The sequence below is a fragment of the Myxococcales bacterium genome (assembly GCA_022184915.1).
Classification (GTDB): domain Bacteria; phylum Myxococcota_A; class Polyangia; order Fen-1088; family Fen-1088; genus JAGTJU01.
Genome location: JAGTJU010000001.1, coordinates 1,210,721 through 1,231,310, shown reverse-complemented (window position 1 = coordinate 1,231,310; position 20,590 = coordinate 1,210,721). Strand labels below are relative to the sequence as shown.

Annotated in this window: 18 protein-coding genes; 7 read left to right on the top strand and 11 right to left on the bottom strand. The window is 66.4% G+C overall.

Translation table 11 applies throughout. The annotated features are described in order from the left end of the window. The first annotated feature begins 124 nt into the window (after window positions 1-124). Entirely contained in the window at window positions 125-1,447 is a 1,323-nt protein-coding gene (locus tag KA712_05095; GenBank protein MCG5052317.1) for an ATP-dependent 6-phosphofructokinase, read from the top strand. Between the two features lie 25 nt (window positions 1,448-1,472). On the opposite strand, the gene KA712_05090 is transcribed toward KA712_05095, so the two are convergent. The 9 genes from KA712_05090 to KA712_05050 form a co-directional block, all read right to left on the bottom strand. Continuing rightward, window positions 1,473-1,808 carry a 2Fe-2S iron-sulfur cluster binding domain-containing protein gene (locus KA712_05090; GenBank protein MCG5052316.1) on the bottom strand — a complete coding sequence of 112 codons (336 nt, stop codon included), beginning with the start codon at window positions 1,806-1,808 and terminating at the stop codon, window positions 1,473-1,475. A 7-nt stretch (window positions 1,809-1,815) separates the two neighbouring features. Continuing rightward, a complete protein-coding gene (hscA, locus tag KA712_05085; GenBank protein ID MCG5052315.1) occupies window positions 1,816-3,768 on the bottom strand; it encodes a Fe-S protein assembly chaperone HscA in 1,953 nt (650 codons plus the stop codon). Continuing rightward, window positions 3,761-4,429 carry a Fe-S protein assembly co-chaperone HscB gene (hscB, locus tag KA712_05080; protein ID MCG5052314.1) on the bottom strand — a complete coding sequence of 223 codons (669 nt, stop codon included), beginning with the start codon at window positions 4,427-4,429 and terminating at the stop codon, window positions 3,761-3,763. The genes hscA and hscB overlap by 8 nt, the downstream gene beginning before the upstream one ends. Before the next feature lie 60 nt (window positions 4,430-4,489). Continuing rightward, window positions 4,490-4,825 (bottom strand): iron-sulfur cluster assembly accessory protein, encoded by a 336-nt coding sequence (locus tag KA712_05075; protein MCG5052313.1) that lies wholly within the window; start codon window positions 4,823-4,825, stop codon window positions 4,490-4,492. Window positions 4,826-4,851: 26 nt separating this feature from the next. After that, window positions 4,852-5,277 carry a Fe-S cluster assembly scaffold IscU gene (iscU, locus tag KA712_05070; GenBank protein MCG5052312.1) on the bottom strand — a complete coding sequence of 142 codons (426 nt, stop codon included), beginning with the start codon at window positions 5,275-5,277 and terminating at the stop codon, window positions 4,852-4,854. A gap of 18 nt (window positions 5,278-5,295) precedes the next feature. Continuing rightward, entirely contained in the window at window positions 5,296-6,507 is a 1,212-nt protein-coding gene (locus tag KA712_05065) for an IscS subfamily cysteine desulfurase (GenBank protein ID MCG5052311.1), read from the bottom strand. A 19-nt stretch (window positions 6,508-6,526) separates the two neighbouring features. Then, window positions 6,527-7,012: a MerR family transcriptional regulator gene (locus KA712_05060; GenBank protein MCG5052310.1), complete on the bottom strand. Its 486-nt coding sequence runs from the start codon at window positions 7,010-7,012 to the stop codon at window positions 6,527-6,529. A gap of 102 nt (window positions 7,013-7,114) precedes the next feature. Next, complete coding sequence (locus tag KA712_05055; GenBank protein ID MCG5052309.1) at window positions 7,115-9,109, bottom strand: aminotransferase class V-fold PLP-dependent enzyme; 1,995 nt, start codon at window positions 9,107-9,109, stop codon at window positions 7,115-7,117. A gap of 190 nt (window positions 9,110-9,299) precedes the next feature. Beyond that, window positions 9,300-9,578: a hypothetical protein gene (locus KA712_05050; protein MCG5052308.1), complete on the bottom strand. Its 279-nt coding sequence runs from the start codon at window positions 9,576-9,578 to the stop codon at window positions 9,300-9,302. Window positions 9,579-9,834: 256 nt separating this feature from the next. Between KA712_05050 and KA712_05045 the strand changes: the two genes are divergently transcribed. Then, a complete protein-coding gene (locus KA712_05045) occupies window positions 9,835-11,112 on the top strand; it encodes a hypothetical protein (GenBank protein MCG5052307.1) in 1,278 nt (425 codons plus the stop codon). Between the two features lie 69 nt (window positions 11,113-11,181). On the opposite strand, the gene KA712_05040 is transcribed toward KA712_05045, so the two are convergent. Beyond that, window positions 11,182-12,363: a hypothetical protein gene (locus KA712_05040; GenBank protein ID MCG5052306.1), complete on the bottom strand. Its 1,182-nt coding sequence runs from the start codon at window positions 12,361-12,363 to the stop codon at window positions 11,182-11,184. Between the two features lie 91 nt (window positions 12,364-12,454). Here KA712_05040 and KA712_05035 point away from each other — a divergent pair, with 91 nt between their 5' ends. From KA712_05035 to KA712_05025, 3 genes are read left to right on the top strand one after another with little or no spacing between them, the layout of a single operon-like run. After that, the gene (locus tag KA712_05035) at window positions 12,455-13,027 is read left to right on the top strand and encodes a hypothetical protein (GenBank protein MCG5052305.1); all 573 of its coding nucleotides are present in this window, start codon (window positions 12,455-12,457) and stop codon (window positions 13,025-13,027) included. Then, window positions 13,024-14,631, top strand: coding sequence for an exodeoxyribonuclease VII large subunit (gene xseA, locus KA712_05030; protein MCG5052304.1), 1,608 nt, complete (start codon window positions 13,024-13,026; stop codon window positions 14,629-14,631). The genes KA712_05035 and xseA overlap by 4 nt, the downstream gene beginning before the upstream one ends. Continuing rightward, on the top strand, window positions 14,628-15,491 hold the full coding sequence (locus KA712_05025) for an NAD(P)-binding domain-containing protein (protein MCG5052303.1): 864 nt from the start codon (window positions 14,628-14,630) through the stop codon (window positions 15,489-15,491). The genes xseA and KA712_05025 overlap by 4 nt, the downstream gene beginning before the upstream one ends. A 23-nt stretch (window positions 15,492-15,514) precedes the next feature. Here the strand turns inward: KA712_05025 and KA712_05020 are convergent, their stop codons facing one another. Next, window positions 15,515-16,282, bottom strand: a complete 768-nt coding sequence (locus KA712_05020; protein MCG5052302.1) for an rRNA pseudouridine synthase — start codon at window positions 16,280-16,282, stop codon at window positions 15,515-15,517. 120 nt (window positions 16,283-16,402) lie between these two features. On the opposite strand from KA712_05020, the gene KA712_05015 reads away from it, so the two are divergent. Further along, entirely contained in the window at window positions 16,403-17,317 is a 915-nt protein-coding gene (locus tag KA712_05015) for an enoyl-[acyl-carrier-protein] reductase (GenBank protein MCG5052301.1), read from the top strand. A 125-nt stretch (window positions 17,318-17,442) separates the two neighbouring features. After that, on the top strand, window positions 17,443-20,514 hold the full coding sequence (gene secA / locus KA712_05010) for a preprotein translocase subunit SecA (protein ID MCG5052300.1): 3,072 nt from the start codon (window positions 17,443-17,445) through the stop codon (window positions 20,512-20,514). Window positions 20,515-20,590 lie beyond the last annotated feature (76 nt).

Genomic DNA, 20,590 nt, shown 5'->3' with positions numbered 1-20,590 from the left:
AGGCTTTCTGAAACTGCCGTCCGGGTCAAGACGCTTCGCTCGCGCGCGATGCGAGGCGAGATCCTCCGTTCACCCGGTAGGCGAGGCCGCGATTTCGGCGTAGATTCCCCATCGGTCCCGCAAGATGTCAGGCCCTTCTCTCTCCGCCACCGATCTGCAGGTCTCCCAGCTGGGGGAGTGCCTCGTCCCCTCGCCGCTTCGCCTGTCCTCCTACGGCGATACGGGGCGCTTCGTCGCCGATGGCACGGGCGTACCCACACACGTCGAAGTGGTCCCCGGGCAACCGAACGGCAGCAGTGACGTGGCCTTCGAGAAAGCAGGGCCCCGGGCCAGCATCTACTTCGATCCGTCCCGCGTGCGGGCCGCCGTGGTGACCTGTGGTGGCCTGTGCCCGGGGCTGAACAACGTCATCCGCTCCCTCACGCTCCAGCTCCATTATGGGTACGGGGTCAAGGAGATCCTCGGGCTACGCTACGGCTATCGTGGTCTGGACCCTGTGCGCGCCGAGCCGCCGCTGCTGCTCAACCGCGACGCCGTGGGGCACATCCACCGGCTGGGCGGCTCGATCCTCGGCACGTCACGGGGCCCCGTTCCACCCGAGCTCGCCATCGCGCAGCTACGCCGGCTGGGTGTCAACGTGCTCTTCACGATCGGAGGGGACGGGACCCAGCGCGGCGCGCACGCCATCGCTCTCGAGGCCCAAAAGCAAGGCTACGCGTTGGCCGTGGTGGGCGTGCCCAAGACCATCGACAACGACATTCCCTACGTCTGGAGGTCCTTCGGATACTTCACCGCCATCGAACGTTCCCGCGAGATCATCGAATGCGCACACAACGAGGCCATCGGTCACGAACACGGGGTGGGGCTCGTGCGCCTCATGGGGCGTGAGGCCGGCTTCGTTGCCGCCGGCGCCACCCTGGCCAGCCAAGAGGTCAACTTTGCACTGATTCCCGAGGTGCCCTTCATTCTCGAAGGCGAGGGAGGGTTCTTGGCCGCCCTCAGGCGTCGACTAGGGGAGCGCAAGCACGCCGTGGTCGTGGTGGCAGAGGGTGCAGGGCAGGAATACCTTCAAGTTCCCGAGGGACTCGATGCGTCCGGAAACGGCAAGCTTGCAGACATCGGGGTGTTTCTCAGGGATCGCATCAAAGAAGACGCCAGGGCCCACAACACCAAGGCGGACGTGAAGTACTTCGATCCCGCCTACTACATTCGCAGCGTGGCTGCGAATTCCGAGGACGCCCTTTACTGCGACCAGCTGGCCCGCTGCGCGGTGCACGCCGCGATGGCGGGAAAGACCGACATGCTCGTGGGGCTCTGGTACAACGTGATCACACACGTCCCCATCGCGCTCGCGGTGAACTCACGCAAACGCATTACGTTGCAAAACGACATCTGGCACTCGGTCTTGCAGACCACCGGCCAACCCACGAACATCTTCAAGACCTGAGCCTCCCCGCGGGCGGGGGCAGACTTCACCGCAGCTCAGGGTGTTCGTCGAGAAAAGCTTTGCGGCTCTCGGGGGAGATCTCCACCACGTAGAGGCCATCGCCAGTAAGGCGCGCCTGGCAGCCGAGCCGCGACGTGGCCTTGACGTCGAAGGCCTTCTCGATGATGTCCTCTTCTTTTTCCTCGACCTCAGAGAGATCGTCGAACCCTGACTTCACGTAGACGTGGCAGGTGGAACACGCGCACACACCCCCGCAAGCGGACCCTACGTGAGCGCCACAGGCACGTGCGGCCTCCAGCACACTGGTGCCTTCAGGCACGTCGGTCTCAATCCCATCGGGCTCAAAGCGAATCTTCGGCATCGTCGTCCTAGTGGTGCGGCTGTCCGGCGGCCCCGTGGCCCTTGATCTTGGTCTCGTCGATCTTCGTCTCGACCGTGCCCAGATCACGGCCGCGTAACCCTTGCGCCAAGGCTCGGTTCATCCGCCGCGCCGCGAAGTCCTTCGAGCTGGCGTCGAGGGCTTCGATGCGTTGACGAATGAGGGCGTGGTCGACCCCCGTCTTGGCGGCCTCGAGCGCCGTGAGCGCCGCCTCGATGGCCTCGCGCTCACCCGGCTCAAGCAGCTCGGGCGTGCTGGCCAGCGCGGCGCGAGTGGCGTTGGCGATGCGCTCTGACTCCACCCGCTGCTCGGTGAGCAAACGCTGCTTGACGTCCTCGTCGGCGTGCGCGAACGAGTCGAGCAGCATGCGCTCGACCTCCTCGTCCGTAAGCCCGTAGCTGGGCTGCACCCGCACCTCCGCTTGCTGGCCCGTCATGAGCTCCTGCGCGCTCACGCTGAGAATGCCATCGGCATCGACCGTGAACGTGACCTCGAGCCGTGCCATCCCTGCTGGCAGCGGAGGCACACCTGTCAATTTGAATCTGGCCAACGATCGACATTCGGTCGCTAGCTCTCGTTCACCCTGCAGCACGTGCAGATCGAAGCCGGTTTGGTTGTCGGCATAGGTCGTGAAGGTCTGGGTCGCGCCACAGGGGACCGTGCTGTTTCGATGAATCAGCTTCTCGACGACGCCGCCCATCATCTCGAGGCCAAGCGAAAGGGGCACGACGTCGAGCAAAACGATGTCACCGGGGTTGTCGCCCCCTGCCAGCAACTCGGCCTGCACCGCCGCCCCCATCGCCACCACCTGGTCAGGATCGATGTCGTACAGGGGCTCCTGCGCGAAGAGCCCGGCCACGAAGCGGCGCACGAGCGGCATACGCGTGGCGCCCCCCACCAGGATCACCCCGTCGAGGCCTTGGGGCGCGATCCCCGCATCGGCAAGCGCACGCTTGCAGGGCCCGGCACAGCGTGCGAGCACGGGCTGCACGGCTGTTTCCATGTCGGAGAGAGACAACACGCCTTCCCACAGGGTCCCATCCGGCCGGAGGACCGACACGGGAGCCTGCTCGGCCGTCGTCAACGCCTCCTTCACACGTTTCGCGGCTTCCAGTACGGCTCGGGAAGCGGCACGATGCCCCTCCGCATCCGCTGGCACGCCGGCACGCGCGAGCAACAGGAGCGCGATCGCTCTGTCGAAGTCGTCGCCCCCCAGGCTCGAATCGCCTCCCGTTGCCTTCACCTCGAAGACCCCCCCGTCCAGGGAGAGAATGGACACATCGAACGTGCCGCCACCGAGGTCGAAAACGGCGAAACGTCCGTTCACCTGCTTGTCGAGGCCATAGGCCAACGCGGCGGCCGTGGGCTCGTTCAGCAGACGGTACACCTCGAGTCCCGCCAAGCGGCCCGCGTCCCGCGTGGCCTGGCGCTGCCCGTCGTCGAAGTAAGCCGGCACGGTGATGACCACCCCATCGAGCGGCCCTCCCTGAACGGCTTCGGCCCGGGCCTTGAGCACTTTCAAGATCTCGGCCGAAACCTCGATCGGCGTCACCGCGCGGCCACCAGCGGCGAAGCGGACGACATTGTCCCCCGGGGAGCTCGGCACGAACGCGTAGGGCGTCAGGGCCCGCGTGGCCTCCGCATCCTTCGGGCCTCGCCCCATGAAGCGCTTGACCGAAATGATCGTGTCTTCCGGGTGGACCAGGGCAAGCTCGTTGCGGGCCCGGGCACCCACGACCACGTCCCCCGCAGGCCCGAAATACACGGCTGAAGGCACGAGTGCATCACCGCGCTCGTCCACCAGGCACTCCGGTGCACCCCCGTTCACGATCGCCACCAGCGAGTTCGTGGTACCAAGATCGATGCCCGCCGCGCGGCCCTTGCAGGCGCCTTTGGCCCGCGACTCACCAGGTTCCGAGATATCGAAAAGCGCCTCAGCCATGCTCTGCTCCCGGGCCAAGGTGGGGCCCTTCGGCCTCCCCGCCCTCATCGGCCGCTTCGACGAAGCGGCGGTAGTAACGAACAGCCACCAGCGCGCGAGCAGCCGCTTCGATGTCGGGCGGCGTGCCGTCGAGGGCCGTCCTCACCTCGTCCATCGCCGCCGTGACCTTCTGTTGGACGTCGGCGAGCAAGGCCGCCACCGCCCCCTCGTCGTCCGCAAGGCGCGCGTCCATGAGGGCTTCGCGTTTGTCCAGCATCTCGGCCAGCAACGCCGCAGGCACGGCGATCTTCTCTCGGCCCGCATCGGTGCGCCTGAGCGTGCCATCCTCGGCACCCACCTCGATGCCCCCTAGCCGCACCAGGTATTCGGCGCGCGCAACCGGATCGCGCAGCGTACGCCACGCTTCGTTCAGGGCCACCGTGCGCTGCATGGCCGCCCTGCGGGCTCGGCTATCGGCGCGCGCGAACTTGTCGGGGTGAACAGCCCGTGCCCCTTCCTTGTAGGCCCGCTCGAGGGCCGGAGCGTCCTGCGTAAACGTGCGCTCCGCGCCCAGCACGGCGAAGTGATCGGGGCGCTCACCCGGGGGAAAAGGCAAAAGAGCGCCGCAGGCGGGGCAGAAGACCGCAGCCTCGACGTTCTTTTCACACGACCAACAAAGCATGCAACCCTCGGCGCGCGGTGTTCGTAGCAGAAACACCCGGTGTCGAAAGCGGCTGCCGGCTCAAAACTGCACGCTCTCGCCGCAGCCGCAGGTGCCCTTCGCATTGGGATTGACCCATTTGAAGCCCCGTTGCATCAGCGTGGTGGCGTAGTCGAGGGTCGAGCCGTCCAGAAAAACACGGCTCTTGGGATCGATGAACACCTGTACGTGGCCTTCCTCGTAGGACAGGACTTGGTCCTCGGGGCGCGGCTCGTTGTCAGCCCACTCGAACATGTAGGTGAAGCCCGTGCAGCCTCCGCCGCGAATGCCGACCCGAAGCCCCTTGGGAGCCTTGGCGCGCTTCGTAGCGGCTCTTTTGATCTCTTCGACCGCACGGGGTGTGACGGAAATGGCCACGACGGATCTCCTGTTTTCTTTCGTACTTACTCGGCGGCGTGCGCGGGGGCGCTGGTCTCGGCACCCGCGAAGGCCCCTTGCTTCGACCTGTAGTCGGCAATGGCGCTCTTGATCGCGTCCTCGGCAAGAACCGAGCAGTGGATCTTCACCGGCGGCAGGTTGAGCTCTTCCACGATCTGCGTGTTCTTGAGCTCCATCGCCTGGTCGATGGTCATGCCCTTGATCCACTCCGTCGCCAGCGACGACGAAGCGATGGCAGAGCCGCAACCGAAGGTCTTGAACTTCGCGTCTTCGATCACGCCACCATCGCTGACGCGGATCTGCAACTTCATCACGTCGCCACAGGCCGGTGCCCCAACGAGCCCCGTGCCCACGTGCGGATCGTTTTTGTCCAAGCTGCCCACGTTGCGTGGGTTTTCGTAGTGGTCGAGAACTTTTTCGCTGTATGCCATGGTTTTACCCTCGAATCTTCAATGCGCGGTCCACTGGATGGATTTGATGTCGATGCCTTCCTGGACCATCTCGTAAAGCGGGGAAAGCTCCCGCAATTTAGATACTTTTCGTGCCACGAGGTCGATCACGAAGTCGACCTCCTCTTCCGTGTTGAATCGCCCGATGCCGAAGCGGATCGACGTATGCGCCAGCTCCTCCTCCACCCCGAGCGCGCGCAGCACGTACGAGGGCTCGAGCGACGCCGAGGTGCAAGCAGAGCCTGACGACACAGCCACGTCCTTGAGCCCCATCAACAGTGACTCACCTTCAATGTAGGCGAAGCTGATGTTGAGGTTGCCCGGCAAACGATGCTCGAGCGAGCCGTTGATGAACGTATCACTCACGCGGCTTTGGATGCCTTTGCGCAACCGCTCGCGCAGCTCGAACGTGCGCCGCGCCTCCTCGGGCATGAGCTCCGTGCACAGGGCCGCCGCCTTCCCGAAGCCCACGATGCCGGGCACGTTCAGGGTTCCCGAACGCATGCCGCGCTCGTGGCCGCCTCCGTCGATCATGGCCTCGAGACGAATCCGCGGCTTACGGCGAACATAAAGTGCACCGACGCCCTTGGGGCCGTACATCTTGTGCGCCGTCAACGAGGCCAGGTCTACCTTGCAGGCGTCCACGTCGAAAGGGATCCGCCCGTGCCCCTGCACGGCGTCCACGTGGAAGAGCGCCTTGCGGGCTTTGACGCGGTCACCGATCTCGGCGATCGGGTTGACCACGCCCACTTCATTGTTCGCAAGCATGATCGAGACCAGGATGGTCTTTTCGGTCATCGCCCGCTCGACCGACTCGGGGCTGATGCGACCGTCCGCCTCTGTGGGCAGGTAGGTCACCTCGAAGCCCTCCTTCTCGAGGCGCTTGCAGGTATCCAGCACGGCCTTGTGCTCGGTCTGCGAGGTGATGATGTGATTGCCACGGTCTCGGTAAAAGTGAGCCGCACCCTTGATCGCGAGGTTGTCGGACTCGGTCGCGCCCGAGGTCCATACGATCTCTTTGCCCGTGGCGCCGATGCTCTCGCCCACTTGATTGCGGGCCAGTTCCACCGCTTTTTCAGCCTCCCAGCCAAAGGCGTGCGAGCGGCTCGCGGCGTTGCCGAAATGCTCGGTAAAAAACGGCATCATCGCCTCGAGCACCCGCGGGTCGAGGCGGGTGGTGGCGTTGTTGTCCATGTAGACGGGCAGCTTCAAAGCCATGAATCGAAATCTCCTAATGTCGAGTGATGCCATCGACCAGCAGAGGCGCCTGCCCCTCGTGGCCATGGATGTCGCAGCACCCGCACTGCTCGGGTGTATGAACGGGCTCGCAGGACTTGCAGCTATCGAGGTAGGTCAGGCTCTCTTCGAGTTCGCGCGCGAGCTTTGTGAGACGCTCGAGCGTCTCCTTCGTTTCTCGCAGCTTGTCGGAAAAGATCTCTCGCACGGTCTGCATGGCGCTGGGCGCCGTGGCGCTGGCCTCCCACAGCTGGAGGAAGTGTTTGATTTCCGTGAGGGAAAAGCCCATGTCCTGCAGTTTTTGGATCCACTCGACACGGTCCACCGCCCGGACTGGATAGAGCCGGTACCCCCCTTTGGAACGGATCGGCGTCAACAGCCCCAGCTCCTCGTAGAGGTGGATGGCGCGCACCGTCTTCCCGGTGCGACGCGCCAGATCTCCCACCTTGAGGTACGAGAGGCTATGTGCAGGAACGTCCATATCGAACCCTTACGCTTACGTAAGGGTTTACGAATGGGCACGTTCGTTGTCAACGGAGAAGCGCGAGACCCTCTGGCGTTTCTGGAACGCAGCAGCGCCCGACTAGACCAACTTCAGCGCGGCGCGCCGTGGAGACGGGGCTCCCTGCGGGGTCGCCCGGGCGGCTTTGACGATCTCCGTGACAGCCGCCAAAAACCCATCGAGGTCGGCATCGGTGAGCTCTCCCATATTCGCCACCTGCATGTACGAACCGGCGAGACTGCCCTTGCATTTGTACGCAATGAACCCCCGCTCCTTCAGGAGGTCATACACCTCATCCACCCGGAGAAAGTCCGGCACGCGCATCGTGCAGATGCTGACGGACTCGTGGCCCGTGTTCGTGAACGAATGGAAACCAAGCTGGGTGAGAACCTGCCGAACCCTGAGGTTCCGCAGGCGGTACGCGTTGCGCCGCGCCTCGAGGCCACCGCGCTCGGTGAACTCGTCAACCGCCGCCTCGAGCGCCAAAAAGGCCGAAACCGCCGGCGTAAACGGGGTTTGGTTGAGCTGTTGCAGGTAGTGCTCGTAGCGGGCGAGCGAAAGGTAGAACGACCGGGGTGGCAGCTGCTCGATGCGAGGCCACACGCGCGGCGATATGCAGGCGAAGGCCACACCCGCCACGGAGTGCAGGCACTTGTTCGCCGAGGCGTAGGCGATGTCGATGTGGTCCCGCACCACGTCGATGTCCTCGGCGCCAAGGGACGAGACCATGTCGACGATGAAGAGCCGATCGTGGCGCGCACACGCCTCTCCCACCGCGGTCACGGGGTTCAGCACTCCCACCGAGGTCTCGTGGTGCACCATGGCCACCACCGCGATGTCCGGGTCGGCGGCGAGCCGGGCCTCCACCTCCTCGGCTGCGGGAAGCTCGCCCCAGGGGCACCGCAGCGCCTCGACAGACATGCCATGCACCGCGCCCACCTCGATCATGCGCTCGCCGAATGCCCCGTTGCTCACCACCAGCAGCTTCTTCCCTGCGGGCACCGTCGAGGATATCGCCAGCTCCATCGCCGCGGTTCCCGATCCCGTCAGCAAGATGACCTCGTGCCGAGGGCTACCCCGAAACACTGGCCGTAGCTTCTCGCGCAACCGCTTCACGACGGACGAGTAATCGCCGTCGCGGTGGCACAGGTCCGGGTGCACCAGAGCAGCCTTCACGCGCGCCGAGGTCATGACGGGCCCGGGATTGAGGAGCGTGTAGCGCGGCGTATCCTTCTCGGCCATCAGCTGCGCAATCAACGCCAAGGTGTCCGAGGCCGCGGTGCGACCGGAGGCCTTCATCGCGGGCTGGTTGAGAGACTCACCGTAGACCCTCAGCAACCAGTCGGCATGCAGCCGCATGTCGTCGGAATCGACGTCCTGCCACAACGCACCTTCCACGTCGTGGGCGGTCACGCGGCCGGCAGAGGCAGCCAGCGCCACCGCCTCGGTGAGAGAAGGCTCCGACAACTCGTCGAGGCAGGCGATCAAGGCAGGCGTTGCCACGAAAAGCCCGGCGCTTACCGCGTCGTGGGCGGGCAAGCTTTTGCTGATGTCCTTGACCATGAGTCGCCCCCCCTTGCGCTCGAGCGTCACCTTCGTGGCGTCGTCGAGGTCGAAGACACGGGACACCTCGCGGTCAATCGCCAACACGATCTCTCCCTGGGCCGCTCCGCCCACCATCTCCTCGATGAGGTGCGGCGCCGCGATCTGGTCCGCCATCATCAGGAGGGTCGGCTCCGTAAGAAAGCTTCTCGCGGCCAGCACGGACAGGCCGTTGGGCTTTTCCCAATCGGGATTGTGGAAGAACGAGACGTCGAGTCCCAATTCGGGCGTTCGCGCCACGAACGACTGTACCGCCGCTTGCACGCTGCGCGCCTGCCAGCCCACGGTCACGCCGACCCGGTTGACGCCCGCCCGCGCCAGCACCCTCAAGGTGCGTTCGATGAGGGGCATCCCGCCCACGCTCGCCAGACAGTTCGCCGCATTCGGGTCCGCGATCGGCCGACCTCGGCCTGCTGCCAGAACGAGGGCGCGGCGCAGAGGAGAACGCAGAGGCGAAAGGGAAGAGCTGCTCATGGGGGAGAGATCCAGGGACCTGGGTTATACCCGCCCGGCTCAGCGGCGGGAACATTCCATACGGCTTCCATGCGATTCCCGCACGCCTTTCGGCACGTGCGCGGCCCCGCCCGTGGGGTCTCGGCTTCAATCGGGATACGTGCCTGAGCGCGAAAGCAGCCAAGCCAGGCGCGGCAGTGACCCTGAAGCGTCACCCGCTCTTGGCAGCGGAGGCCTCGTTACCAGCCTCGACGGGGGCCTTCGCGGCTGATTCACCGGCGAAGGTCAGGCGGTAAACCGAGTTTTCGGTTTCCACATAGAGCGTGTCGCAGCCGAGTTCGCCGAGGACGCGGCGCACGGGCGTCGTGACCATCCGGTGGCCCTTCGGGTCACGAAAGATGACCATCCCGCGTCCAATCGACGGATAACTCACCAGAAACCCCGTGTACGCACGCCCGACACCGGAAGGAGAGCTGGCGTCGCTTGCCATGTCCCGAATCTTTCGTGCCGTGACGCTGACCAATTGAAGGGGCTCCTTTCGTCGATTGTACCACGAAGCGCTTCGGGATTGGCCAACAAGTAAACAAGGCAGCTGCCCTTGGAAGCGCCCCCGCAACGGGGCCTCTTCGGCGGCCAAGCCGAAGCCGGCAGCCCGGCGAGCCGCACCCGGGACGGGGTCAACGCCCCCCGACCTGGACGCGACGAAGCGCCGTGACAGACGCGGGTTGCTGTATACTGGGCGCCCCATGGCGAAGGCCAGCCGCAGTCCTGTTCTGGGCTACAACCACAACGTTCGCTATCACGGGCGCGTCTACCACGTGCAAACGGAGGATTCGGGACCGGGCCACTCCCGGATCTTCACGCACCTCTTCTTCGAAGGAACGATCATCGCCTCCAAGCGCCTGGACTACGGCGCCGATGAGCTCGAAGACACCGTCAAGTCGTTGATGCAATCCCAGCACAAGGCGATCCTCAAAGAACTGAAGCAGGGCGCGTTCGACGCGAAGATTCAGGGCTTCTTCGGGTCCTTGGGGCACGAGGGCTTTCTCGACCTGGCGCCCGCGCCCGCCGCGGAGCCCCTCGATATGCCCGCACGGATCGCAGCGCCCCTCGTCGATATCGACGTCCCGGCTGCGGCGCTCCTGGAGGTCCCCACCCTGGATGCAGAGCTGCTCGCCATCGACGTTTCCGTTGCAGATCCTCTCGCCATCGACGCCTCGGTTGCGGATCCTTTCGATGTCACCTTACCTGATGCCACCCTCTCTCGGGCGGAGGTCCTCTCTCGGGCGGAGGTCCTCGAGGTCGGCGGCCCTCTTCTCCCTTTCGACGTCCCGATGGCGGAGCCCCTGCCCCCTGCGCCCCTCGCCGTGGCCATCGCGATCGAGGCGGAGCCGCGGACGGAACCGCAAACGGCGCGGAGAACCGTCACGCCGCCGCCCCTGCCCCCCGGTGTCGGCAGGCCGATTCCCCCACTGGACCTCGACAACTTGCCGCCGCTCGATGCCGACGAGCCCACTTTGCCTCCCGTCATCGTGGATGCGCCCCCGCCGGCCAACCCGCACGGTCTCGGCGTCTATTCGATGAAAGGCGCCACCCGCGACCGGCCCTTCGAGACGCCGGCCCAAGGAGCGCCCGTCCGCAGGCCCACACCCGAGCCGCCCCCGGTGGCATCTCGGCCCCCCGTGGTCGTCATCAGACCCCCGGCCCGGCGGCCCGTGCCGCGGCCTGCGGCGTCCCCCCCCCCGGGCGGCGTCATCGTGCAACGCACCGTGGTGGTTGGGGTTGGAAACGGCCCCGGAGGCCAACGGCCCCGGCGGCCCCGCCCTGCCGTGCCCTACGTGGTCAAGGAGGGCAGCCACCCCATCGTGCAAAATCCCCGCGCGGCGCAGGTGGCGCCCCCGGTCCCCTCGTCGCTGCCCTCCCCTCCCGCCAGCGCCCCGCCCCAGGCAACGATCAGTGACAAGAGCCTGGATGAAGTGATCTTGGCGTACCTCTCGCAAGACACGGAACCCAAGCCCCGCTGAGCCAGACAGGGCCGCGCGCAGGCCGCTGGTCGCCGACGCCCGGAGAACGTGCGCGCTTCGGTATGAACGTCAGCGCCGCACGAGGGCGAACACGTTGACGAGGCCAAAAGCCAGCAGAAAAGCCGTGGCCACCAGGGCCCGGTACTGATGACGGGGCCGTTCACCCTCGAGCAAGAGATACGCGCCCTCGGGGATTTCCAGGCGAGCCGTAGTGCGTACGTTCGTCACCCGGTCCCAGGACACCACGACCGGGCCCCGGGAAGGCCCCTGCGAAGCGACAGGTGTCAACGTCAGGTGTCCGTCGGCCGAGGCAAGCGTGTTCAGCCGCGTCTGAATCGCGTCGATCACAGGCTCGAACCTCACCCGGTGTGCCAAGTCGGCGATGGCGCTGACCACCGCGTCGGTGCGCTCCCGGGGGATGACCACGGTGAACGCAAATCCAGCTCCGCCCTCTCGTGCCACCGACTTGCCTTTGCCCTCGATGACGGCGCCCGTGCGCGCGAGCGCCTGGCGAGCCTCCTCGAGCTCGAAGTACCGGAACTGCGGCAGCTCCACCAGGTAGGCCTGAGGTCGAGCGACGTCGAGGGTCAGCAGATCGTTGCCCGCCAGCGTCACCACCTCGCCCAGCCTATCTCGGAGGGCCCCTGGCAGGCGCCTCGCCTCGAGAGCAGCGCGCACATCTTCGGGCGCGAATACGGCTGTCGAGCTCACGTGGTCGGCAAAGTAACGCCGAATGGACGCGCTGAAGCTGACCGCATCGAGCCGCACGAGACGGCCCGTGAATGCGTTCCGCTTGACCAACTCGGGGGGCAGGGGACCCGCCACCCGCTCGACGAAGAGCTTCCGGTTCGTGTCCAGCACGCGGAAAAACGAGCGGAACTTCCACTCGCCCTGGGTATCGAGCACCAGGGCGCTTTCGAAATCGGGAGTGCCCTCGAGGCGCACGTAGCGGTTTTCCGGCGGGGGTGAGGCGCCGTCCGCGAACACCCGGGAGGCCGGCCCAAGGGCGAGGGGTGTGCCGCTCGAGAGGGCATACAACACGTCACGCGCCTGGTGAGCCACCAGATACCCGGAAATCAGCACCACCAGGGCGGCCAGCCAGGGGGGACGGCGCCTGGGGCTGGGGATGCCCGCGAACTCGTCGTCGGACGCGTGGAGCCGTGCGGCTTCGGCTGCGGCGGCGCCGGGGGGCGCCGCTTGCCCGGCGGGAGTCGATGGGGGGAATTCGCCTGACACCTTGGAACGGGCCACTTTAACAGCCTGGGGGCGTTGGCACCACGCGCGGCGCGAGGCTTGCCGCCGGCCTCGACTTCCGCTATTTCGGGGGCGTGGGGTGCACGACGTGAAAACGCTGAACGTCAGGTCCGGCGCTTTCGTCGCAGGCCTCGTGCTGGCGGCGTGCACGGCGCGCGGCCCGAAGACGCCCGAGGCGGCCTTTGCCCGGCTGAGCGAGGCGGTGTCCGCCCGCAATGCGGAGGACCTCTTCGAGGCCCTCGATCAGGATACGCGGTGGTCGTGGATGACGGTTCAGAAGTGCCAAAGGGAGGCCTTCGACGTCGTGCTCAGCAACTTTCCCGAGGGTCCGGACCGTGAGAGACAGCTGCGCCACCTCGAGGCAGGCGCCACGGCCGAGACAGCCGCAGAGCTCTTTGCGGCCAGAATGGGCACCGAGGCGCTTGCGTCGCTGGCGGGACGGCTACCCGAGCCTCCCGTCTTCACCGTGGCGGGGAGCGAAGCCGCAACACCCGCCCGGTCCGGAGCCGCGCTCCTGTTTCGGCAGATCGAGCAGCGCTGGGGGTACGCCGGCTTCTCCTCGGCAGCCGAAGAGCAAAAACGGCGCGCCGTGGCCGACCTCGAGCTCATCAAGACCAGCGCCACCGACTACGAACGAGCACGGCTGCGGGGCGGCTCATGACGCAGGATCCGAAGAAGCCCGCGCGCGGGCCCAAGGCCGCGCAGGACCAGGGGCAACTGTCTTTCGGAGACTCCTTTGCTCCCCCTTCCGAGGACGAAAGCCGGGTCACGGTGAGTGCCTCCCGGCCGCGGCCGGGCAAAACGGCGCGCGCCGCGGCTCCCCCACCGGTCCGGCCCGCCGAGGACGTAGACCTCGACACCCGCGACCTCGCCCCTCCCGCGCCGCCCGCCGCACCGGAAGAGCCGAAGGTCTTTGGGGTCTACGAGCTCATCCGCAGCGCCCGTACGGTGCTCGAGGCCCGCTTTTCCGACGTGCGGGTCGAAGGCGAGATCTCGGGGTTGCGGGTCTCAGGGCCCGGTCATCTCTACTTCACTTTGAAGGACACGCAGGCCCAGGTGGACTGCGTGATGTTTGCCCGCGAGGCAGCACGCCTCAAGTTCCGCCCCCGCGACGGCCTTCTGGTGCGGTGCCGCGGCCGGCTCACCATCTACGAGGGCCGCGGCAAGTTTCAAATGACCGTGGGCGAGCTCAGCCCCGCGGGTGACGGCGCGCTCGCGCTCGCGTTCGAGCAGCTCAAGCAACAGCTGGCCAACGAGGGCTTGTTCTCTGAATCCCGCAAGCGGCCCCTGCCCTTCCTTCCGCGCCGGTTGGGGGTGGTGACCTCACCCACGGGTGCCGTCATTCGAGACATCATCCACGTGGCGCACCGGCGTTTCCCCGTGGACGTTTTGCTCGCGCCCACCCCCGTGCAAGGCCTCGAGGCGGCCCCCCAGATCGTGGCCGCACTCACACGCTTGGGTCGGGTCCCCGGCGTGGACGTCATCATCTTGGCTCGCGGGGGCGGCTCGCTCGAAGATCTCTGGGCTTTCAACGAGGAGATCGTGGCGCGCGCGATCGCCCTTAGCCCCGTTCCCGTGATCTCGGCGGTGGGACACGAAACCGACTTCACGATCGCAGATTTCGTGGCCGATCTGAGGGCGCCCACGCCGTCGGCCGCCGCCGAGCGCGCCGTGCCCGAGATGCTCGCGTTGCGCGAAACGCTGGCCAACGCCCAAAGGCGCCTGCACCGCAACGCAGACCGCGAACTTCATCGGGCGCGCCTGGTGCTCGAGCGCCTCCGGGCCCGCTTCGCCGATCCACGCCGCCTCCTCGATCGACAACGCGTGGCCCTCGACGACCGAGCCCTTCGCCTCACGGAGGCGGTGCGCGCCCTCACGATGCGGCGCCGGACCTGGCTGCGCGAACTCGACGCCCGGCTTTTGCGGGCCCACCCCCAAAAGCGCATCGCCGCCCAAAGAAGCGCCCTCGCGGCCCTCGAACGGCGGCTCTGCAACGCCACCGCGCAGACCGTGGGCGTGCGCAAGCAACGGCTGGGACGGCTCCACGCGCAACTCGAAGCGCTCTCTCCCCTGCGCGTGCTCGAGCGCGGCTACGGGCTCGTCCGCACACAGGAGGGGCATCTGGTCACCAAGGCGGCGCAGGTCGGGACAGGAACGGCGGTCCACGTCACCGTGCGCGAGGGCGCGTTTTGGGCCGAGGTTCAGCCCGAGCTCCCCCCATCCCCGACTGAGGCCGCGCCCCTCTCCAAGGAACCCAAGCCATGATTCGAGCCGCCGTCCTGGGCCAAGATGTCAGCCGCAGTCAATCGCCCGCCATTCATGGTGCGGCCTACGCGGCCTTGAAGCTCGAGGGGCGCTACGAGGCCGTGAGCGTCGACGCCGCCCACTTCCGACGCCGCGTGAAGGACCTTGCCGGCGAGGGGTATCGTTACGTCAACGTCACGATTCCGTACAAGCGACGCGCCGCCCAGCTGGCCACGAAACGGTCACCGGCCGTGGAGATGACAGGCGCCGCGAACACGCTAGTGTTCCGGAGATCGCGCGCCGGCGGTCTCGAGATCTTCGCGGACAACACCGACGGCGAGGGCTTGATCGCCGCGCTGGCTGACATGGGCGTGCGGCTGACGTCGCGCACGCGTGTGGTGATGATCGGCGCGGGTGGAGCCGCCGCCGGGGCGCTGCTGGCGATGGCGAAACGAGGTGCGCACGTGAGTGTGCTCGCACGCCGCCCGGCTCCGGCCCGCGCGCTCAGGGCCCGCTTGCCGGAACGCTGGCGCCCGCGGGTCACGACGGCCACCTTGACCGCTCGGGCCCTCACGGGCGCGTTGCAGGAGGCGGATGTGGTGGTCTCGGCCGTGCCCGCGGCGGCCTGGGACGACCCTGCGCTCTGCCAGGCGATCGAGAAGCTCCCGAAGACGGCCGCGGTGCTCGAAATGGCGTACGGCGCCTCGAGTGGCCTCGCCAAGGCCGCCAGCACCCGTACGCCCCGCTATCAGAACGGCCTGCCGATGCTGGTCCACCAAGCCGCGCATGCGATCGGCGTGGCGCTACGGAAAAAGCCCCCCGTGGCGCCGCTCTTTCGAGCCGTGGGACACCCACCCCCCAAAGCCCGTCGCCGCTCCTGAGCCCCGGCCCCGCCCGGGCCGGTTCAGGCGCTCCGGGTCCTCAAAAGCACGTCCAGGTCCCGGGGCGGGACCTCCTCGGCGCGCCCCACCGGCAGATCGCCGAGCACGAAGGGACCAAAAGCCTCGCGCACCAGCTGGAGCACGGAGAGCCCGAGATGTCGCAAGATGTTGCGTACCTCCCGGTTTTTACCCTCGCCGATCTCGATCGTCAACCATTGCCCCTCGCGGGTGGGCGTGGGTTCGATGCGGGCAGCCACCGGACCATACGACACGCCCTCAAGGGTCAGCCCCGCCTCGAGCGCGACCAGCGCGAAGGGATCGACATGACCCATGACGCGCACCCTGTACCTTCGCTTCCATCCCGAGGAGGGCAGCTCGAGCCCGCGCGCCAGTTCGCCGTCGTTCGTGAGAAGCAAAAGCCCTTCGGTGTTCTGGTCCAAGCGTCCGACCGAAATCACGCGAGGCAGGCCCGCAGGCAGGCGCTCGAACACCGTCGGCCGCCCCTGGGGATCGCTGTGGGTGGTCACGAGACCGAACGGCTTGTGGTACCTCCACAGGCGCGTGGGCTCGCGCGCCGTGACGGGCTGTCCGTCCACCGTGATGCCGGTGACATCCTCGACCAGCACCGCCGGCGAGGTCAGCACGATGCCTTCGTGGGCGACGCGACCCGCGGCGATCAACCGTTCGACGTCCCGCCGCGACGCCACCCCGGCGCGGGCAAGCACCTTGGCGATGCGCTCTCCGCGGCGCGGCTCGCCAGACGAGGGGGGCGACGGCTTCCGATCCGACATGCGGTCGGTGACATTAACCGGCTCTCACGAACGCGCAAGGCGATCAGCCGCGACGTCCTGCCGTCACCTCAGCGAAACGACACTTGACCGGGCGCCCGGCCTGAGGGAAGCATCGCCCCCATGTTGGGTATCAACCTCAAAGGTAAGCGCGCCTTCGTGGCCGGTGTGGCCGACGATGGCGGATTCGGATTTGCGATCGCCAAGTCGCTGGCGGAGGCCGGCGCTTCGGTGTGCCTCGGCACCTGGCCACCCGCACTCGGCATCTTCAAAACGATGCTCGAACGGGGCAAACTCGACGAATCGCTGGCGATGCCCGACGGCTCGAAGCTGACCTTCGAGCACATTTACCCGCTCGACGCGGACTTCGACACCGCAGAGGACATTCCGGCCGAGGTGCGCGAATCGAAGCGCTACCGCGATCTGGGCGATTGCAGCATCGCCGGCCTGGCTGACCGCCTGAAGGCCGATTTCGGTGAGGGAAGCCTCGACATCGTGGTGCACAGCCTGGCCAACGGGCCGGAGGTCAAAAAGCCCCTGCTCGAGACCTCGCGCAAGGGTTACCTTGCCGCCGTGGGGGTGAGCGCCTACTCGTACGCTTCCATGGTGCAGCGGCTCGGCCCCCTGATGCGCCCCCAGGGTGCGTTCCTGGCGCTGACCTATCTGGCTTCGGAGCGGGTGATCCCTGGGTACGGCGGGGGCATGTCGTCGGCCAAAGCAGCGCTCGAAAGCGACACCCGCGTGCTGGCCTACGAGGCCGGTCGCAAGTTCGGCGTGCGGGTCAACGTGGTGTCGGCGGGCCCCTGGGCCTCCCGTGCCGCCTCCGCCATCGGCTTCATCCACGAAATGGTGAGCTACTGCGAGGCCAACTCTCCCCTGCCCGAGTCCGTCACGGCCGCCGACGTCGGCCACGCGGCCGCCTTCCTGTGTAGCCCACTTGCCGGAGGCATTACGGGCACCACGCTCTACGTGGACAAGGGCTATCACGCCATGGGCAAAGCCGTGGCGGGTCCAGGCCCAGGGCCTGCGGGCAGCTGACGTGGCGAGCCGCGGGCCGGCCGAGGTGCCCTGTGCGCCTCACCGGCCCGCCGCACCGCGGCCACCTTGCACACCCCCCGGCCCCCGCATATGGTGAAGCCCCGATCGAAAGGACCAGGTAAACCGTGATTGGCAGTTTGGCCAAGAAGATTTTCGGCACCAAGAACGCCCGTGTCATCAAGGGCTTGCAGCCCCTCGTCGAGCGCATTAACGCGCTCGAACCTGCGATGAAGGCGAAGAGTGATGCCGACCTCAAAGCGATGACGGGCGAGCTCAAGCATCGGCTCAGCCGGGGCGAAACGCTCGACGACATCCTGTGTGACGCGTTCGCCGTGTGTCGGGAGGCCTCGAGCCGCGTGCTCGGCATGCGCCACTACGACGTGCAGCTTCTGGGCGGCATGGTGCTCCACCGCGGCACGATCGCCGAGATGCGCACGGGCGAAGGCAAAACGCTCGTGGCGACCCTGCCCGTTTACCTGAACGCCTTGTCGGGCAAAGGTGTTCACCTCGTCACCGTGAACGAGTATCTGGCCAAGCGCGACGCCGAGTGGATGGGCCGCGTCTACAACTTCCTGGGCATGGAGGTCGGCGTCATCGTTCAGGGCATGCGCGATTGGGAACGGCAGGCCGCCTACGGCGCCGACATCACGTACGGCACGAACTCCGAGTTCGGGTTCGACTACCTGCGTGACAACATGAAGGATTCGATCGAGCGGTACGTTCAGCGGGAGCTGAACTTCGCCATCGTCGACGAGGTCGATTCGATCTTCATCGACGAGGCCCGCACGCCGCTCATCATCTCGGGTCCCGCCGAACAATCGGCAGCGCTGTACGCGCAGGCAAATGACGTGATCCCGAAGCTGCGCAAGGACATCGACTACACAGTCGATGAGAAGGCGCACTCGGCCATCCTGACTGATTCGGGTGTAGAGCGCGTCGAGAAGTCCCTCAACCTCGCCAATCTTTACGCGCCCGAAAACATCAGCTGGATCCATCACATTCACCAGGCGCTGCGCGCACACACGCTGTACAAGCGCGACGTCAACTACCTGGTCGAAGACGGCAAGATCATCATCGTCGACGAGTTCACGGGCCGCAAGATGGCGGGCCGCCGCTGGTCCGATGGCCTCCATCAAGCCGTGGAAGCCAAAGAAGGCGTGGAGGTTCAGGAAGAGAACCAAACCCTCGCCACCATCAGCTACCAGAACTACTTCCGCCTTTATAGCAAGTTGGCCGGCATGACCGGCACCGCAGACACCGAGGCCGAGGAGTTCAGCAAGATCTACAAGCTGGACGTGGTCGTGGTTCCGACGAACCGGCCCATCCAGCGGGTCGATCATCACGACCTCGTCTACAAGAGCGAGAAGGGCAAGTTCCTGGCCGTCGTGGCAGACATCGAGGAGTGCCACCAGCGCGGCCAACCCGTGCTCGTAGGCACCGTGAGCGTCGAGAAGTCCGAGGTGGTGGCTTCTCTTCTGCGCAAAAAAGGCATCCCTCACAACGTTCTCAACGCGAAGAACCACCAGCGCGAAGCCGAGATCGTCGCGCAGGCCGGCCGCAAGGGCGCCGTGACGATCTCGACCAACATGGCCGGTCGTGGCACCGACATCATCCTCGGCGGCAATGCGGAGTTCATGGCCCGCGCCGCCGTGGATCCAGAAGCCGCCGGACAGCCGGGCGCTCACATCGATCCGGAAGCCTTCGAGGCTGCCTACACCCGCTTCAAGCCCCAGTGCGAGGCCGAACGGAAAGAAGTTTTGGCGATCGGCGGCCTGCACATCGTCGGGACGGAGCGACACGAGAGTCGCCGGGTCGACAACCAGCTGCGCGGCCGCGCCGGACGTCAAGGCGACCCCGGCAGCTCGCGCTTCTTCCTGTCCCTCGAAGACGACCTGATGCGCATCTTCGGAGCGGAGCGTATCCAGGGCATCATGGGTCGGCTGGGGATGGAAGAGGACGTGCCCATCGAGCACTCGTTCATCAACCGGGCGATCGAGAACGCTCAGAAAAAGGTCGAGGCACACCACTTCGACTCGCGCAAGAACCTGCTCGAGTACGACGACGTGATGAACCAGCAGCGCAAGACGATCTATGCGCTACGCCGTCAGATCCTGGCAGGCCGCTATTCGCCCGAGCTCAGCGACGAAGAGAAGAAAGCGGGTAAGGCGCCCAAGGTGCCCACCACGTCGGGAAAGCATACGGTCGAGAAACTGGCGAGCGACGTGCGCCCGGTGCTCGCACGCATGCTCGATTCGCTGATGAAGGGGCCGAGCGAAGAAGGGGCCGAAGGCGCCCGCTTCGACGCTCAGCTGGGGCGATGGGTGATCACCATCCCTCTCGACGAAAAGAAGTTTCGTTCGACCATCTACCGGCAGTTCGGCGCCGCTCTCGAGGTCACCGGCATTGGTGACGACCGGGCAGGGACCCTCGACCGCCTGGCGAAAGAAGTCGCTTCGTCGCTCATCCAGCAGCGCGAGCGCATCTTGGACCTCTGCGAAGACGTCGTGCACGGGGTGCTCCTCGAGCACTGTCCCGCGAACCTGCACCCCGAGCAGTGGGATCTGGGGGCGCTCGCCACGGCCGTGCGGGAGTACTTCGGGTTCGACCCCTCGCTGAAAGACCAAGCAGCGGATCGCGACACACTGGCCGAAAAGCTGTGGAGCGAGATCGAGAAGATCATCGAAGCGCGGGAGGCCGAGTTCAGCCTGCCCATGTTCCTGTACTTTGCGCGCTTCTTCCTGTCCGAGGAGATCGACCAGCGGTGGATCGATCACCTCAAGGCCATGGAGCAGTTGCGTGAAGGCATCGGGCTCCGGGGTTACGGCCAAAAAGACCCGAAGCAAGAGTACAAGAAGGAAGGCTTCTCCATCTTCGGCCGGATGATGGACGTGCTCAACCGCAACGTGAGCGAGAAGCTCTTCCACATGCAGCTCGAACGCAACGACGAGCAGGCCCAGGCCCAAGCGGCCGCCGCGACACGGCGACGCACCGAACGAAAAACGGTGGAATCGGGTGGGGGTGTTCCGGCGTCGAACGAACCTGGGGCAGAGGCGGCGGCGGACGCCGAGGGCCAAGCGCCCCTGCGACGCCAGGAACCCAAGGTGGGCCGCAACGATCCGTGCCCGTGCGGCAGCGGAAAAAAGTTCAAGAAGTGCTTTGGCACACCGGGCTGCGGGCTGTCGCAAGCCTCGCTCTGACACCGTTCGTGGGACCGCCCCGGAGGCGCCGCCCTCCGGGGGCGTCCCGCCGCTCTACAGGCCCGGGGCACACGCT